Raw genomic sequence first — 16385 nt, forward strand, 5'->3', positions numbered from 1 at the left:
TATAGATGAAAAAGTTAGCGCTGATTTCGGTTGTCGGTTTAATTCTAACTGGCTGTGGCGGTAGTGACAGCAATAGCAATGGAAGCAACGATAACAACACGCAAGCTCCATCAGCAATTCAAGGTACCATTGACTCTGTTTCTGGCAACACCATTGTTGTGAATGGCTATAGCTATCAAGTAGACAGCGCCACTTACGCGGGTGAGGACGTGGCTATTGCAGACTTAGAAAAGAACATGATGGTCTCTATTTCATCTAATGCTCGTAGCGCTTCAGCTCACACTGGCGGGGCTCAAGTTGGTCTTGAACCGACCATCGTTGGTCTTATTTCAGACACCAACCACAATAATGGCACATTTAAAGTCAATGGCATCGCATTGACCTTTACAGATCTGTCACGTGAAATTGAAAATGGCGATTGGGTTATGGTCTCTTCTTTACCAACAGCGAATGCAGGTTACAAAGTACTTTCTGTTGTTAAGTTTGAGCACTCTAACTTGACAGAATCCGTTGAAGTTGAAGGGCTAATAAGCGATTTAAATGAATCGACTTTCAAACTTGGTGCTAATCTAAGTGTTGATTATTCAATTGCCCACATCGACAACGGTGGAAGCAGCAATAGATTATCTAACGGTCTTTGGGTTGAAGTCACTGGCTCAATGGCTGGCTCTCTATTGAAAGCAGATGAAGTGGAAGTCGAAGATTTTGATGAGATCGATAATGATACAGAAATTGAAGGTATTATTACTTGGGTAGCTAACGACAAATCATCATTTGATTTAAGCTACAAAGGTCGCTTTTTTATCAATGACAATACTCGTTACGAAGATGGTAACCAATCAAACTTGACCGTAGGTACAGAAGTCGAAGTAACAACGGAACAATCTAACGGCGAAAATGTTGCTACCGAAATAGAATTTGAACACAACGATGATTCACAAGATTGGAATGATAATGACGTTGATTTTGAAGGTGAAGTTCAGAGCACCAATGACGAAGCATTGAGCTTTGTTATTCAAACGTTCTCTGGCAATCAAACTATCTACGTTAACCAAAATACTCGCTATGAAGATGGTCTAAGTTTCGATACGTTACATGGTCAACGTATTGAGGCAGAAGCTTACAAGGTTAATAACCAGTACATAGCAAGCGAAATCGAAGCAGAAGACAACGACTAACGCATAGAACATTCTTGATATTAAGTATAGAAGCCACGCACTACGCGTGGCTTTTTTGCATCAAAACAACCCACACTAAAAGTGCAGCCTACCTTTTCAATTATGTTACTGTTTGCTTATTAAAAGGCGTTTGATAAGGAAGTAAAGTGGCAATAAAAAAAGAGAATATACAACTCCGACTCGTTCCAAGTTCCGAATTCGAAGAACTGTTTGCGTTTGTTAAGCAGGGGCTTTTCATACACGTAGATAACGTTTTCGGCTGGGAGGACGACTTCCAACGTAAGCGACTTTTAAACGATTACCATCCCTCTTGGTTTCATTGGATATACCATAAAAACGAAAGAGTCGGACTCGTCTGCTTTAAGCCTTATGGAAACACATACCATATTCATCTGCTGATCATTTCCCCTCAATACCAAGGTCAGTCTCTTGGTAAAAAAGCCATGTTACTCATCCACAACAAAGCCCATCAAGAACAACGAAACCAAGTCACTCTGTCGAGCTTTAGAAGTAACACCAGCGCCATCAGTTTTTATCAGGCACTTGGCTATCAAATTGTTGATCACAGTGATGCTCACTTTATCACCTTAGCTACAAAAGTTTATAAAATACAACTAGATATATAATAATTACAATTGATAAGTATGTAAATTACAAGCACTAAACATTCACTATAGATATCACTCGCATATATAACTCAGCTAATTAGATATGTCTCTAGAATAAACACTCCTGCTATTTCCGCTATATACCGTTTTGATACATTTCTCATCAATGGCATTCAATTTATAAATAGTCATATTTATCAATGACATTCTCCCGATTGATTCCAGAGTAATAATTTTTTATCAATAACTTAATAGGAGAACTAACATGAATGGTCAACGTTCACTGTTAGCAGTGGCAATAGCCCTAGGGATAGCAGGATGTGGTAGCGACAGTTCAAATAGCTCCACAACTGATACTGGCGGTTCAACAGCAACTTCAGCGTCTTTAACAGCAAAAGCCGCTGATGGCTATTTGGTAGGAGCCAATGCGTGTTTGGATCTAAACAGCAATAAAGTTTGTGATAAGGATGAGCCAAGTGCCGTAACGGGTGACGATGGTTCGTTTACAATTGATAATCTAACTCAAGAACAACTTGAACAAGGTACTCTGTTGATCGAAGTGGTTGCTGGGCAAACCATCGATACCGATAACCCAGGTGTCGTTCTAAGCAAGAGCTATCGCTTAACTGCACCTCCAAAATCCGCATTTATTAGCCCATTAACGACTCTCATTCAAAATGAAATCGAGAGTGGCTCTTCGTTAGAAGAAGCCAAAACAGCTATTCAAGAGAAGTTGGGGACAACACTCGATTTAACGCAAGATTATATCGAAGCCAAAAACAATAATGACTTAGCCGATTCACAAAAAGCGGCTTTTGAAAACCTACACCGCGTTGCTCAAGTTACCGCTTCAGTCATGGCAGAGAACACGGATGCGTTATCAGAAACAGCAGCGGGCGCCGGTATTTCTGTCGAAGCACTCACCGCATTGATTAATGAAGAAGTCACTCGAGTCCTCGAGGAAGTCGTAAAAAATATTGAAGCAGCTGGAGAAAACTTCAACCCAAGCGACATTGCTGGCAGCATTAATCGCGATCACATCGCCATTGATGACTCTAATCTCGAAGATAAAATTAAAGAAAATGAGGCAAATAAAGGCTCTAAGCATGCTGACCTCGCGAAGCTTATCAAAACAGACGGTATCAATTGGTTTGGCGGCGATAATGACACTGGCAAAGATTTAGTAGTTGCCTATGGAACATTGAAGTCTGATGCAGATAACTCAGTTACCGATACCAGTTATATTTATGATTACTTTGCTGAGCAATTTGTTGAGTTTGAAGATACACCTGACACAAATAGCATGGTGTTAGGACAAAACGGTTGGGAAGCGAGCGATGATACCTTAACCAGCATTAAGCCGAACAAAGACGGCAGCTTAATTCTAGAATCTAGAAGCTCGATTTTTAGTGAAGTTGCTAGCGCTAAGCAATTAGATATCAGTGGGCTTAATGTTCGTTCCATCATGGATCAAACGGATGATGAGAACGTTTGGTCTCACATTATGCCAGTAGGTTTAAAATTCCCTGACAACACAACCGCATACAAATTGTCTGTAGAAGACATCAACGACAACATTTATACCTTTTACAAAGGTGATTGGTGTGCTGAGTATAACCCTGACCGCTATGAAGCACTCAATAACATGTGTAACGGCATTAGCGCCTTTAAGAATGGCAGCGATACATGGCTTGCCACTTTAGCATCGACCATTGCTGAAGATGAATCAGACCGTCATGACACAGCGTCTAACAATCACGCAGATTTAATTCCAATGGCAGGCATGGAAAGTGCTGATATATTTGCACAGCTGCTTTCTAACGGCACCGTAGTTTATTATACAAGAGCATGGAATTTAGATTCTACATTCTCTAAATTATCAGAACTCGGGTCATGGAAAGATGTATCTTTGAATGGCGAGGTATTACGTCAAGTTACGATTCCTGAATCTATCCACTCGCAAGCGACATGGTCTAATTACCAAAAAGAAGATAACTCCGCTTACTTTTCTGTAGTCGAAGACTTTGTGCGTATTACCTACAAAGAGATTGAAGAAGCTGGCAGTGAGGCTTATGTTTTTGACGAAGCGACTAAGCAGTTCATTTTGGATAACGCATTAACACCACAACCTTTACACCCTCTCAACCTACAGGCTTGTCTTGACTCGCTACCGGATGCTGAGTTCATTGCTACAGCTAATGACGTCACGGTTTACGATGTACAACGCACGCCTATGTGGGAAGAAGCTCCTGTTGCAGAGAACCTCACTTATGAGTTTACCTACTTGGGTGACACTTTCTCTTGGCTGAATGACGTTACGTTAGTCACCGGACTCCCAAATTGGATTTCTGACTTAACGGGTAGCCTAGAAAAAACGCGTATCGATATCAAAGATTCGGAAGGTGCTTTAATGGGGTATGAGTATTCATATAGCTCTGATGATCACTATCTAGGTCAAGAAGGCTTTAACTCTGATGACTCATTAGGATGGGGGGCGGCTAAGGTCGTATTACCACCGGTAATAGCTGACAACCAAAAAATCATCAATCAAATGGTAGATTTCGGAACCTCAACCAATGCACCGCTAACATCACAATACGACTCTTGGTATGACGAGATCAGCGGTGAATTCGGTGAAACAGAGTACCCTGGATTAAGAACCGTTTCTGTAGAGACCTCACTAAGCGACATTATCGATGCGCAAACTTACTTTCTATCCACCTTCAACTACCAAGAAACTTACCTAGGTAAAGAGGAAATCACTGTACCTGCAGGTACTTTTGCAGCATGTAAAGTAACAAGTGAGACACAGTTCGCAGACTACGGACCTATTGATACTCAAACTACTTGGCTTACAAACCGAGGATCAATTAAGTCCATTCGAGAGGAACAATCTTGGAGCATGTCGATTAATATGGAAGCAGCTAGCTTACCTTCTATTCAATAATCGATAGATAATAAGAACAAGCCAATATGAATTTGGCTTGTTCTTTTTCGTACTAGCTCTTTAAGCCAAACTATCCATTTACAAAACTTGATGGCATTTCCAGCTGACCACTCCCTTAATTAAACGCTCTTGCCACTCGTCCTTTGCTGCTTAATTCGTAATGACCAATATAAGCAGGAACAAACACCGATTGCCCTTTTGTGAGTGTTAAGTGCTCGCCTTTCTGACTCATTAACGTTAAATCATCGTCTATCGCCATTAAGATTTCAGCGCCGCTTGTGATGACTTCTTCTTGCTTGGGACTATGAAAGATATTGAAATTAAAGTCACTGACCGGGATATCATAGCTATCACATTGACCCAGCTTGGAGGGCACTAATAACAAGTGTTCAAACGGAATTGGCGTAAACTCTGTGCAGGCGACCAATTCAGGGACATCAATGTGTTTTGGCGTTAAACCGGCTCTTAGCACGTTGTCTGAATTTGCCATGATCTCGAGCCCAGTTCCCTTAATGTAAGCATGCGGAGTGTTCGCATTCAAATACATCGCTTCACCCGGCTTCAATGTAATCAAGTTCAGCAACAGAACACAAAACAGACCGATGTCGTTCGGGTACTGATGGCTAAGCTGAACAACCAAAGCAAATTCAGATTGATCTTGGTGAGCGACTGCATAAGTCAGAAGTTGCTCTAATGCTCGGTGTTTATGTTGGTCATCTAGAGTTAAAAGGTCACGGAAAAACGTTTCTAAACCTAGAGAATCAAGATTGTTACCAAACTCATCGACCAAACCAGCCAGCTCGCTCGAATCTAACTTTTTGAACAAACCTAATATTTCATTGAATTCTCGAAAGCCATTCATCGCTTGATATTCAGTGATCGCGTAGACCAATTCAGGTTTGTGGTTCGAGTCTTTGTAATTGCGGTACCCTGCAGTCAGAGGAATGCGTGCCTGTTCCTCTCTCGCAAAGCCAATTTCTGCTTGGTGCTTGTTTGGATGGACCTGAACAGACAGCGCTTTTTCTGCTGCCAAGATCTTAAACAAAAACGGCAGTTCACCGAACTCCTGCGCAATATCAGTAGACAAATAAGCCGGTTTATTCTTGTTAATCAGCTCAGATAGTGGCATCAAATGTTGGTCCAGCTTGACCATTGAGCAACCTTTCGGATGCGCTCCCATCCAAACTTCTGCTTGCGGCTCTTGTGACTCATTCTTAAAGCCAAACAGTTCACGTATCGAAGAAATACTCCCCCATGCATAATTTTGGATGGTGTTTTCCATTGGGAAAAATGAGTGTTCAGAGAAGTGGCTGAGTGACATGGCGCTTTCCGTAATGAGCCCTTTGAACACAATTCAGAGAGCTAATTCTAATAAGGTAAATAAATTAGAAAGACTACAGAAGGCGACCAAAACCCACATGAGATGAGGTCTTAGACGTGTTAGGAAAAATTCTTAGAAACATGGGGGATAAATGAAAAGCGTGAAAAGAGTCACATTTGAATATCACTAGTAGAAAGCGCTGAGAATAAGATAGCTGCTTGTATCGCACTGGTTACAGCAGCGATACAAGCAACAATACAAACACCAGCGACTATCTTGTTATCGGGAAGAGTCCTTAAAAGCCAGAGCGAACCTCTGCACTTTTCTGAGGCGATTGAGCTTGTAGGAAAGGCAACAGCAGCAAGCCAATAACGGCCGCACAAGTAGAGATGGTAATGAAGAACCCACTCCAACCGTATGTTTCTAGAACGAGCGCTAATGGATAACCAGAAAGTGCTGCACCCATGTAAGCAAACAAGCCCACAAAGCCTGTCGCCGCCCCAGCAGAGTCTTTGTGCGAGCATTCTGCCGCCGCCATGCCAATAAGCATTTGAGGACCAAAAACAAAAAAGCCGACACAAAACAGCCCAGCCGCTTGAAACACAAAGTTGGTTAAAGGCATCAACCACAATGCAGAAACTGAAAGAAATATGCCGATGGCAAACAAGATGTTCATTGGACCGCGGTTGCCACCAAACAGCCTATCCGAGCCCCACCCAGCAACAAGTGAACCAACGAAACCGCCAATCTCAAACAGAGACAACGCAGCGTTAGCGTTTATCAAACTGTAATTGTGTTCTTCGGTTAGGTATAAGTTACCCCAGTCGTTGACCGCCGTTCTTACGATGTAAACCAGCACATAGCTAAAGGCGAGCAACCAAATGTACTTATTGCTGAACACATAGGTTTTCAATATTTCTCGATAGCTTAACCCTTGCCCATGGCTCTCTTGCGCCAATTCCAGGTGATCATTGCGCCACTTCCCTACCGTCGGCAATCCCATGGTGGTCGGCTTGTCACGTAAACGCCAGCAGACAATAAGTCCAATAAAAACGCCAATCACACCCGGCCAGATAAACCCAGCTCGCCAACTGAACTGCAGCGTTAGATAACCCACAAGAATAGGAATTAGCGCCCCGCCAACGTTGTGTGCTGTATTCCAGATTGCCCAGCGAAAACCTCTTTCGGAGCGAGAATACCAAGTCGTCAATAACTTGGAACACGATGGCCAGCCCCAACCTTGGAACCATGCATTCAGTACCCATAGCGAGATAAAAGCCGCTAACGAACTCGAAAAGCCAAACGCGATGTTTATCAGACCAGTCGCGATTAGGCCAAGACCCATAAAGTAGCGCGGGTTTGAACGATCCGATATCGTGCCTGAGATAAATTTCGACAAGCCATAAGAAAGATAAAAGAGCGTGCCAATTAAGCCAATATCGCCTTTGTCCAAACCAAGGTCGGTGATCATGGCAGGCGCGGCGTAATTAAAGGTTTTACGAGTGAAGTAAAAACCAGCATAGCCGACATACATACCTATCATGATGTGAAGACGCCAGTAGCGATAACTCTGATTGACTTCATCATCTGTTAGAGCATGACTCTTTGACGTTGTTGAGCGCAGAAATCCAAACATATTCGTTCTCACACTTTAGGTAATGTAACGCTGATATTGGTACCCGAAGATGAGCCATTAGCGTTGATTGTCATCTTGCCGCCGAGCGCCTGAACACGCTCTTGCATACCACGAACACCCATTCCCTTGAGAAGATCTTGCGCTGTAAAACCAACGCCATTATCTGATATCTGAAGGTAAGCCTGGTCACCTAAAATCAGTTCAATTTTAATCTCGCTCGCCTTGGCGTATTTAGAGGCGTTGTTTAGAGATTCTTGGCACAGCCTGAAGATAGTGACCTTAAGCGTGTCACTCAAACACGAGTAATCACCTTGCCAATTTAACTGGATATCAACGCCGTGATCCGAAAACTCCATCTCTCGAATAAGCTGTTCCACGGAATCTTTTAGGTCAAGATCGTCCAGCATCTTAGGTCTTAATTTTGTAAGTAGACGTTTGGTGGTGTCATAAACATTCAAAGACAATGACTCAATGGTACCCGCACAGCGAACGCTCATTTCAGCGGCATCGACGCGTTTAATAAGGCTTGCCTGAGTACGAATTGCCGTGATGTTTTGGCCGATTTCATCATGCAACTCACGCGCAATATCACGACGAACCGACTCTTCCGCTGTTACTAGCTGTCGTGAAAGGTTTTGATTTCTGGAAAGTTCACTTCGCAATTTCGAGTTGAGGTCTTTCTGCTTTTGAACCGCTAAACCAAGCAGTATACCGGTGATGGTTTGAGCAGATAGAGACAAAAGCAAATCGGTAATTTCGAGTTTGGATGTTCCGCTGTGGGCTGCAATCAACGCGACACTATTTAGCATTGTTGCAAGCAGAGCGCCTTGCCATCCGTAACGAACGGCGAGCAAGATAATAGGGATGGCCATACAGAACGGGGCGAAGCGCCTTAGTTCATCAGGCAAACTGGTTTGTATCAAAATACTGGCGACCAACAAGACGCTGTATAAAGCGATGTGGCGGATTTTGAACTCTACAACATTATGGATTAAGTAAGAGCTCAGCGGCGCCCACTTATTTTGGAATAGATAGTTCCAGACCAGATAACACATAGGCACCAGCATCAATCCACCCGTGATACTCGCTAACCACACCATGTAAACGGCTGGTACATGAGAGCCCACCACGGCAACATTAATAAATGCTGTGACCATGATTAAGCTCGCCATCACTAACAAGTGACGATTTTGGTCACCAGAATAATAACGCTTGGCAATTAGAGTGGCAGGAATACTCAACCCACTGGCGATGAGTATCGTCAGCCATTGAGGTTCATCAAGTAGCAGAGCTAAAGCAATCGCAAGCCCCCACTCTGCAATATAGATAGCGGGCCAATAGTGGGTGCGAGTGTGCAGCGTCATTCCCAATCGAAGTGAGAATGGGAAAAGCAGAATGGCTAACTCAGGGTCATTAATGAAATAGAAGGCGATAACCCATAAACAGAACCATGCACAGCCAGCCATAAAAAGCCCACACAGGGAGGTGGCTAGATAGGAACGCATTAGTACTGGTCTTGTGTGAACAATTTAGCTAACTCGACGTTGTTCTTAACATTGAGTTTGTCCATCGCATTGGCTCGATGTACATGCACCGTTTTATGGCTAACCCCGAGCTCAACAGCGATAGATTTCACATCGAGCCCTGTTGTCAATAACTGGCACACTTCGCTTTCTCTGCGGGTGAGTTGATTTAAAGAGGCTTTATTCTTCATGGGCGTCGCAAGCTTTATAGCGATATCGGGCGTGAGATAACAGCCACCATTTGCGCTCGTGTGTACGGCTTGGATTAACTCATCAGGGCTACAGCGCTTGCTGAGATAACCTTTGGCTCCTAACTCTAATGACTTCTCAACCATCGCCGGAGAGTCATGAACGCTCAACATGATGCTGGCAATGCCAGAAGGAATCTCTTCCAATAAGCTCAGGCCACTTTCGTCTTGCATTGAGATATCTAAGATCACGACATCAGGGTGACAACTTGGCAATCCGAGGCGCGCTTCTGCCGCAGAGTTGAATTCCCCCACGACCGTAATATCAGCTTCAAGACTGAGTAATTGAGCAAAGCCCGAACGAACAATGACGTGGTCATCAACAAGCGCAACATTAATCATGATATTAACCAAAATTAAGAGTAAGAAAGAAAAATAGCCCCAAAAGGAGCTATCTAAAATTAAGTTTATTAATAGAGATGATACTGAATCGAACTAACGATTGGTATCATCTCACGTGCTTTAAACCAATAAAGCACGTGAGACTCGCTACGCGTTTTGAGACGCTAAGTGTATTTTCTTAGCGTGGCGAATCTTCTTCTCTTCCGCAACCGCAACGAATAGCAGCAGTACGATACAAATAGCAGCTGACGTATCAAGCGCTGCGAACGTGCCTTTCCAACCCGTTAAGCCAAAAATAGGTGTGCCGTCTGCAATCATACCTAGGCCAAGTTTGGCAAAGCTGTCACCAATTAAGTAAGCAAATGTACCTTTAACGCCATCCGCAACGCTGATTGCTTTCTTAGGTACGAAACCTACTGCAGCAACACCAATCAGCAACTGAGGACCAAACACAAGGAAACCAAGTACAAACAGTGATGCTAGGTACATGAACTCACTGGTCGCATGCTGGTAGAACTCTAGAGAAACGATGATCAGGCCAAGTGACACACAAGCAACCAAAGCACGACGTCCGTTCGCAAGGTCTGACAGATAACCCCACATTAACGTACCGACCAGTGCACCAACCTCAAACAGAGTGAAGCCTGAAATCGCGGTTTCTTTTGATAGACCTAGCTCTTGATACGCATAAACGGTAGACCATTGATCGATACCGATACGAACAATGTATAAGAAGATATTCGCGAAGCAGAGCAACCAGATCACTTTGTTTTTCAGGATGTATTCAACAAAGATCTCTTTCTTAGTCATTTGATTTTCTTCAGCAGCCGTATCTTCTTCGCTGACTTCTTCATCAAACAACTCTTCAACCGTACCTAGACCATAGGCTTCTGGAGAGTCATTACCAAAGCGCATACCAATAAAGCCAACCACAATCGCAATGATTGATGGGAACACAAACATACCGATCACGTTGCCATCAAATAGGTAGTTAGCGCCGAACAGAGCAACACCAGCCGCACCTGCGCCACCCACGTTATGCGACATATTCCAAAGGCCTAAGTAAGAACCACGCTTGTTACGAGGCGTCCATTTAGTGATCGTTGAGTAGCTTGAAGGACCGCCCGTACTTTGGAAGAAACCACTCAATGCGTAGAAGGCAACCATCATGAATAAGCTAGCGCTGCCGCCACCCATACTGAAGCTGAAGCCCAACATGGCAATACCAGAAAGGACAAGCATGAATGGTAGGAACTGCTTGGTGTTTTTGCCATCGGCGTAATAAGAAACGACGGTTTTACCGATACCATAAGTGATTGAGAAACCAAGACCGATAAGACCTAGATCCGTCATTGATAACCCATAAGTAGAAATCATGTCGTTTTGCGCGACATTGAAGTTCTTCCGGATCAAATACATGGTTAGATAACCAATGAACACGACTAGGTAAGATTGTAGGAAGGGCTTGAACCACATTTTTCTTCTAGTTTCGACCGGAAGATCCAGTGTCGGTTTTCGAACCTGATCTAGGAACTTTAACATTGTGAACTCTCTTATTATTTATGAGGTCTGCACGGCATAATTGCGACCATGCATTCTTTGTTAGTTGACCGTGAAATAATAAGGAGTCTAAAAATCGACCGCATGAGAGAGGGTCTTAGAATAACTAAGAAAAATTCCTAGTTCAGAATTGGGAATCAAGAAAGCGTGAACAGCATCACTTTGTTTACGGTCTGTTATGTATTGATATTACGATAACAAAAGTCACTCATTTCAAGGCTTATGAACTTTGTAAACGAACAGACACAAGTGAAACACTTCGCCTAAAAAAGGCGCCAGTGTCGATTCATCACCATCAAACTCCATGACATGATCAATACTGGCTCAACATTCATTCCTATTAAAATAGATTCAATAGGCTTGTTACGTGTTTTGCGCGAATCGTACTACAGTCGTTTACCGCTGCCGTCTTCCCACATCACTTCGCATTCATCCTTGATAGCCGCTTTCAATAGTTCGACTAGCGGAAAAGCTCGACTACCGATATTAACAGGCGCTTCAACAACCTCTTCTTCATTGTCGTCATCAGTATTTTCTTGCTCTACGGGCTTGCTCTGCTCTGCTGCAATAGCAGCACGTAGATTATCCAGAGCTTGAGGAACCTCTGAAGCATCCATAGCACCTGGAATGGAACCGCTATGCCCAAGCATCTTGATGAACTGAAGGCCAACTTCACCAAACATCGTGACGCTAGCATGAGCTTTACAACTAAAGGTAATTAACATAGTGAGCCTTTCTTAATTTTGGTGGTTTACAAACTATGTGGAGTAACTCACTGGAAAGCAAGTAGATAAACATCAAACAACGGTTACAAATTTGATGCTTGAATCTAATCTTCTAGAGATGACCTGCACCGTCGGTGATATACATCACTATTTGGAATTGGTTAAACAGTCTTTCATATGAAACCTTGATAGTAGTCACACTAAATAGACATCTAAGCCTCTGCATAGCTTGTTATTTAATCTACTATTAACACCATTATCAAAAACCTTGGCACAGATCACATGAAAAGGCTCGTCGGCAGACACTTAGAAGAAATGGCGGACATACGATCCACCCGCAAGCAAAAAATTGTCCACTCCTTTTCACTGACTGCCGCTGCGTTATTCATTTTCTATACTTGGGCCTACTTCCAAGGCCAGCATTACACGCTGTCAATTTTCGAATTATGCTTCGCCATCATTGCTATTTCTAATGCGTTTTACGTAAGAAAAGTCATCAACCCTGAGTATTCCGAATTGATTCTGAGTGGTGTTCTTCTAGTGCAGGGCGTCATCCTATTCTTGTACAGTCACGCCATCCCCGATCGCATACTTTGGCTCTACCCAATTCTGGCCGCGGTCATTTTCATTAATGATTTCAGAATTGGCATAATCTTCAGCACCTCGTTTTGCCTGTTCATCAGCACCTTGATCACAGCAATGCCTAACAACTTTTCTTTACCATTTAACAGCACACACAGATTTGTCCTTAGCTTATTTACCATGAGCTTGGTGTGCCACACATCCGCCTATTACTACACAAAAGCCGTCAGTTATATCCAACGCCTGTATAAAGAAGGCATTGAAGATCTCGCCTACAGAGATCAGTTAACCGGCTTGGCAAACCGTTGGAGCTTTGAACGTTGGGCGACAGAAAAACTAGCAACAGTGGATAGTGAGCGGTCACTTACGGCACTGGTCTTTTTGGATATAGATGACTTTAAAGGCATTAACGACAGCTACGGGCACGATGTGGGAGACAGTGTCTTACAGCATTTTGCCAATCGCTTGAGCAACAACATTCGAACCAGAGACAGAAAAAGCCATGAATACGATTATTCCATCGCGCGCTTTGCTGGAGACGAGTTTGTTCTGATGCTCTACGATATCCCTACACGTAAAGATCTAGACGGCATTCTAGATAGGATTTGCGGGCTGTTCGAAAGCGGCTGCCAAACAAACGAGAGAATCAAGGAATTGACATTAAGTGTTGGGGTTGCTTTATACCCGCAAGATGCCCAAGAATTACATGAGCTCACGAGATGTGCTGATAAAGCGATGTATGTTGCTAAGCATTCAGGAAAAAACCGCTACGCTTATTACCACGACAACCCAGTATCGACTTTGATAGAAGAACTACCAACGAGCCTTGTTAGCTCAGCACCGGATTCATCTGAACTTGAAGATTGCTTTGAAGCGAAGATCGAAGGGAACAATGTTACGCTATTAAAAGCGCGTCAACGCTAGCCATTCCTATAACGGAGCGGCGCTGCTAACCTGCAAAGTACATAAGCCAAAGGCTCACTAACCCGATCATAATAATCCATATGACTTGACGTGTTCGGTTTGGGTTATTCCCTTTAGGTCGCCTCACCACGGTTTTAAAAGCGGCTTGCTTAGCTGACTTAATAAACGGCGCTTCTATCTCACGTTTTTTCACGCGGCGTTTAACTGCGCTGTTTGCAACCTCTGTAAAGCGCTGACTTTGCTCCGTTGTAAAGTCGTTATCAAAACCCATCCGACTATGCCTTTCGCCATGTTTTTGCTGAACTGCCATAGCGGCCTCCTTGGCGATATACTCTCTATTGAGTATAGACATAATTTCATATTGTTACCTGTTCAAGATTTTCGAATAAGTCACTCAACGCTGTGCCATCTTCTTTTTAATTCAAATTACATAAACTACAGCCATTCAAGTTTATGAGGTTTTCAAAATGACGAATGTAAGAGCAGTAGATCATGTGATTGCAGCACATGCCACCTCAGATGGTGACGGCGTCAAAATCCAACGACTCGCGGGTTTTAATAACGCGCGCTTCTCTCCATTTTTGATGATTGATGAACTAAAATCGGATGAAAGCAAAGACTATGTTGGCGGCTTTCCTCCACATCCTCACCGTGGGATAGAAACTCTCACTTACATGCTCCAAGGTCACTTCCAACACAAAGACCACATGGGAAATGTTGGAGAGCTGCGCAGCGGTGGTGCTCAATGGATGGCCGCAGGTCGTGGTGTCATTCACAGTGAAATGCCAATGATAGAAGAAGGTGCGCTGCATGGTTTTCAGATTTGGATAAACCAACCTGCGACACACAAAATGCAGCCAGCGCAGTATCACGATTTCCAAAGTGAAAGCATCGCGGAGCATCAAAGTGAAAAAAGTGGTTTGTTAAGAGTGATTGCCGGAGGGTTTGAACTGCACAACCAAACTGACAAGGATTCAGAAGCTTTACGAGCGCAAGGCCCATTACAGAAAACAGGTGTGCCGTTAAGCGTTGCGGATTGGCGCTCTTATTATGGGCAAAAAATCACGTTAGGGACTAATGTTAATCACAATGCCATGACTTACGTGTATCGAGGCAGTATTAAGATCAGCGACAAAGTGATCAACCAAGGTCAACTTGCCCTGCTCACCAAAGCTGACTTGCTGTCTTTGGGTAGCTTAGAAGATTCAGGGGTACTGATTTTTTCTGGTGAACCGATTAATGAACCCGTTGTGCACTATGGTCCGTTTGTCATGAACTCGATGGAAGAGATTGAACAGACAATTCAAGACTACAACAACGGTGTGTTTGAGACTTACTGATATCTTGGCTTTGAGCTTTGAGCTTTGAAGATTGAAGAGATTTTGTAACGAACAACGATTTGGTCATCCATTTGATGACTACAAAAACAAGTGACACTATCCACTGCCGGTTACTATCACTTATTTAACCACGCTCCTAGAGCGTGGTTTTTTCTATTCAATCAGAGACAAACGATGCCCTGGTTGAACAAATTTAGATCTGATTACAAGTACTCACACAGGTAAGCCGTCGCTTCTTTTACCTGTAGGTCGAATGATGAATCACCCGCAACGTCAAAAGACTCACCAGATTGGTATGTCGTCCAATCATCATCGCCAACACGCTTTACAATCAAAGCACCTTTAACAACGGTCATCTTTTCTGGAGCCGCAGTACCAAACGTGTACTCACCAGTTGCCATTACACCAACACTCACATCAGCACCAGACTGGTTAAACGCTAACGACTTAACGCCACCTTCAAAGTATGTGTTTTCTTTAATCATTGTACTTCCTTGTTATCTTCAAATTGCAATTATTGAGCTCACTGAGTAAGCCTATGCGTAAATTTAGGTGATAATTGTTTTAACCAATTCGAGACTTTCCTACAAGAAATAAATACGCATAGCTTAAGCATTTCTGGAATTCGCTTTCATTGATAACGTAAATACTGAGGAGCAAGGCTAAAAACCACTAACGCAACCAAATTTATTTGAACATTCGATCCTGCTTCTAACTCTTAGAATAATTTTTGCAAACTAAGATTTTAGTTAATAGAATCTAAAACAATATCAGTCGAAAAATGAAGAGATAATGGCAAAAAAGCCGACTAAAAGCAGAGATCTATTTGCCAACTCGTTACTCTACGGCTTCCTATTAGCTGGCTTTATGGTTGCCCTCACCGCCGGCTATTTTGCTTACCAAGCCCACCAGCAATCTGTCAGCCCAAGCAACGTCTATGGCACATGGATAGAGATTGCGGCGCCACCTTACAACACCGACATCCTGACACTTTCAGAAAACGGTGTGATGATGAATCATCGTCTTATCACTACCTCATTCGATTTTGACGGGAAGATCGTCACGATCAACACTGGCTCTGGAACCACAGTTTACACCATCAGTGGTACTTACGATTCACCTCGCTTGAAGCGATTAGAGCCAAGCGTGCCATCTCAGCAATTTATTAAAGAAGGCTACGAAGATACTGCGACTGGTGATACCCATAGTGTCATGCAACAACGACGCGCTTCCTTAGCTGAGCAATTCAAAAGATAACCCTCGCTTCTCCATACTCAGAACAGCATTCGCCCTCAAGTTTACTCGTCGATCGAACACGCCCGCTCAACATACTTCACTTTGTGATTTCGCTTCAATTCACAGTATTTTCTTATAGTTTGTCGCACCTTTTCATAACTTCATGTCGTGAATTTTCACTTGTGAGATTTTCCTACTGAAGGATGTTTTATTTT

Annotated in this window: 14 protein-coding genes; 6 read left to right on the forward strand and 8 right to left on the reverse strand. The window is 43.2% G+C overall.

Features of this window, described 5'->3' with window-relative positions:
• The first annotated feature begins 5 nt into the window (after positions 1 to 5).
• The 3 genes from AC3CH3_RS18195 (at position 6) to AC3CH3_RS18205 (ending at position 4733) form a co-directional block, all read left to right on the forward strand.
• Positions 6 to 1178, forward strand: a complete 1173-nt coding sequence (locus AC3CH3_RS18195) for a DUF5666 domain-containing protein (RefSeq protein ID WP_488538915.1) — start codon at positions 6 to 8, stop codon at positions 1176 to 1178.
• 146 nt (positions 1179 to 1324) lie between these two features.
• The gene (locus AC3CH3_RS18200; RefSeq protein WP_488538916.1) at positions 1325 to 1804 is read left to right on the forward strand and encodes a GNAT family N-acetyltransferase; all 480 of its coding nucleotides are present in this window, start codon (positions 1325 to 1327) and stop codon (positions 1802 to 1804) included.
• A 247-nt stretch (positions 1805 to 2051) separates the two neighbouring features.
• Positions 2052 to 4733, forward strand: coding sequence for a hypothetical protein (locus AC3CH3_RS18205; RefSeq protein ID WP_488538917.1), 2682 nt, complete (start codon positions 2052 to 2054; stop codon positions 4731 to 4733).
• A 115-nt stretch (positions 4734 to 4848) separates the two neighbouring features.
• On the opposite strand, the gene manA is transcribed toward AC3CH3_RS18205, so the two are convergent.
• From manA to AC3CH3_RS18235, 6 genes are all read right to left on the reverse strand, one after another.
• Positions 4849 to 6054 (reverse strand): mannose-6-phosphate isomerase, class I, encoded by a 1206-nt coding sequence (manA, locus tag AC3CH3_RS18210; protein ID WP_488538918.1) that lies wholly within the window; start codon positions 6052 to 6054, stop codon positions 4849 to 4851.
• A 295-nt stretch (positions 6055 to 6349) separates the two neighbouring features.
• Positions 6350 to 7690 (reverse strand): MFS transporter family glucose-6-phosphate receptor UhpC, encoded by a 1341-nt coding sequence (gene uhpC / locus AC3CH3_RS18215; RefSeq protein ID WP_488538919.1) that lies wholly within the window; start codon positions 7688 to 7690, stop codon positions 6350 to 6352.
• Between the two features lie 8 nt (positions 7691 to 7698).
• A complete protein-coding gene (gene uhpB / locus AC3CH3_RS18220) occupies positions 7699 to 9195 on the reverse strand; it encodes a signal transduction histidine-protein kinase/phosphatase UhpB (RefSeq protein ID WP_032545281.1) in 1497 nt (498 codons plus the stop codon).
• Complete coding sequence (uhpA, locus tag AC3CH3_RS18225) at positions 9195 to 9803, reverse strand: response regulator transcription factor UhpA (RefSeq protein WP_488538920.1); 609 nt, start codon at positions 9801 to 9803, stop codon at positions 9195 to 9197. Before uhpA ends, uhpB begins: the two co-directional genes overlap by 1 nt.
• 147 nt (positions 9804 to 9950) lie before the next feature.
• Positions 9951 to 11345 (reverse strand): hexose-6-phosphate:phosphate antiporter UhpT, encoded by a 1395-nt coding sequence (gene uhpT / locus AC3CH3_RS18230; protein ID WP_488538921.1) that lies wholly within the window; start codon positions 11343 to 11345, stop codon positions 9951 to 9953.
• A gap of 404 nt (positions 11346 to 11749) precedes the next feature.
• Positions 11750 to 12088, reverse strand: coding sequence for a DUF1840 domain-containing protein (locus tag AC3CH3_RS18235; RefSeq protein ID WP_048610005.1), 339 nt, complete (start codon positions 12086 to 12088; stop codon positions 11750 to 11752).
• A 315-nt stretch (positions 12089 to 12403) separates the two neighbouring features.
• On the opposite strand from AC3CH3_RS18235, the gene AC3CH3_RS18240 reads away from it, so the two are divergent.
• The gene (locus AC3CH3_RS18240) at positions 12404 to 13594 is read left to right on the forward strand and encodes a GGDEF domain-containing protein (protein WP_488539075.1); all 1191 of its coding nucleotides are present in this window, start codon (positions 12404 to 12406) and stop codon (positions 13592 to 13594) included.
• Positions 13595 to 13619: 25 nt separating this feature from the next.
• Here AC3CH3_RS18240 and AC3CH3_RS18245 read toward each other — a convergent pair whose 3' ends face one another.
• Positions 13620 to 13904, reverse strand: a complete 285-nt coding sequence (locus tag AC3CH3_RS18245; protein ID WP_019820171.1) for a hypothetical protein — start codon at positions 13902 to 13904, stop codon at positions 13620 to 13622.
• Positions 13905 to 14061: 157 nt separating this feature from the next.
• Here AC3CH3_RS18245 and AC3CH3_RS18250 point away from each other — a divergent pair, with 157 nt between their 5' ends.
• Positions 14062 to 14934, forward strand: a complete 873-nt coding sequence (locus tag AC3CH3_RS18250; RefSeq protein WP_488538922.1) for a pirin family protein — start codon at positions 14062 to 14064, stop codon at positions 14932 to 14934.
• A 203-nt stretch (positions 14935 to 15137) separates the two neighbouring features.
• Here AC3CH3_RS18250 and ppnP read toward each other — a convergent pair whose 3' ends face one another.
• Positions 15138 to 15419: a pyrimidine/purine nucleoside phosphorylase gene (ppnP, locus tag AC3CH3_RS18255; RefSeq protein WP_019820174.1), complete on the reverse strand. Its 282-nt coding sequence runs from the start codon at positions 15417 to 15419 to the stop codon at positions 15138 to 15140.
• Between the two features lie 307 nt (positions 15420 to 15726).
• Between ppnP and AC3CH3_RS18260 the strand changes: the two genes are divergently transcribed.
• Positions 15727 to 16191 (forward strand): DUF2850 domain-containing protein, encoded by a 465-nt coding sequence (locus AC3CH3_RS18260; RefSeq protein ID WP_017065063.1) that lies wholly within the window; start codon positions 15727 to 15729, stop codon positions 16189 to 16191.
• Positions 16192 to 16385: the final 194 nt, after the last annotated feature.

The organism is Vibrio sp. QJM3NY_35 (assembly GCF_057785915.1).

Excerpts from the sequence above, each read along its gene's own strand:
- uhpA (WP_488538920.1), bottom strand. The coding sequence starts at position 9,803 with ATGATTAATGTTGCGCTTGTTGATGACCACGTCATTGTTCGTTCGGGC.
- AC3CH3_RS18250 (WP_488538922.1), top strand. The coding sequence starts at position 14,062 with ATGACGAATGTAAGAGCAGTAGATCATGTGATTGCAGCACATGCCACC.
- AC3CH3_RS18260 (WP_017065063.1), top strand. The coding sequence starts at position 15,727 with ATGGCAAAAAAGCCGACTAAAAGCAGAGATCTATTTGCCAACTCGTTA.
- AC3CH3_RS18205 (WP_488538917.1), top strand. The coding sequence starts at position 2,052 with ATGAATGGTCAACGTTCACTGTTAGCAGTGGCAATAGCCCTAGGGATA.
- AC3CH3_RS18235 (WP_048610005.1), bottom strand. The coding sequence starts at position 12,088 with ATGTTAATTACCTTTAGTTGTAAAGCTCATGCTAGCGTCACGATGTTT.
- AC3CH3_RS18245 (WP_019820171.1), bottom strand. The coding sequence starts at position 13,904 with ATGGCAGTTCAGCAAAAACATGGCGAAAGGCATAGTCGGATGGGTTTT.
- uhpB (WP_032545281.1), bottom strand. The coding sequence starts at position 9,195 with ATGCGTTCCTATCTAGCCACCTCCCTGTGTGGGCTTTTTATGGCTGGC.
- ppnP (WP_019820174.1), bottom strand. The coding sequence starts at position 15,419 with ATGATTAAAGAAAACACATACTTTGAAGGTGGCGTTAAGTCGTTAGCG.
- manA (WP_488538918.1), bottom strand. The coding sequence starts at position 6,054 with ATGTCACTCAGCCACTTCTCTGAACACTCATTTTTCCCAATGGAAAAC.
- uhpT (WP_488538921.1), bottom strand. The coding sequence starts at position 11,345 with ATGTTAAAGTTCCTAGATCAGGTTCGAAAACCGACACTGGATCTTCCG.
- AC3CH3_RS18240 (WP_488539075.1), top strand. The coding sequence starts at position 12,404 with ATGGCGGACATACGATCCACCCGCAAGCAAAAAATTGTCCACTCCTTT.
- uhpC (WP_488538919.1), bottom strand. The coding sequence starts at position 7,690 with ATGTTTGGATTTCTGCGCTCAACAACGTCAAAGAGTCATGCTCTAACA.
- AC3CH3_RS18195 (WP_488538915.1), top strand. The coding sequence starts at position 6 with ATGAAAAAGTTAGCGCTGATTTCGGTTGTCGGTTTAATTCTAACTGGC.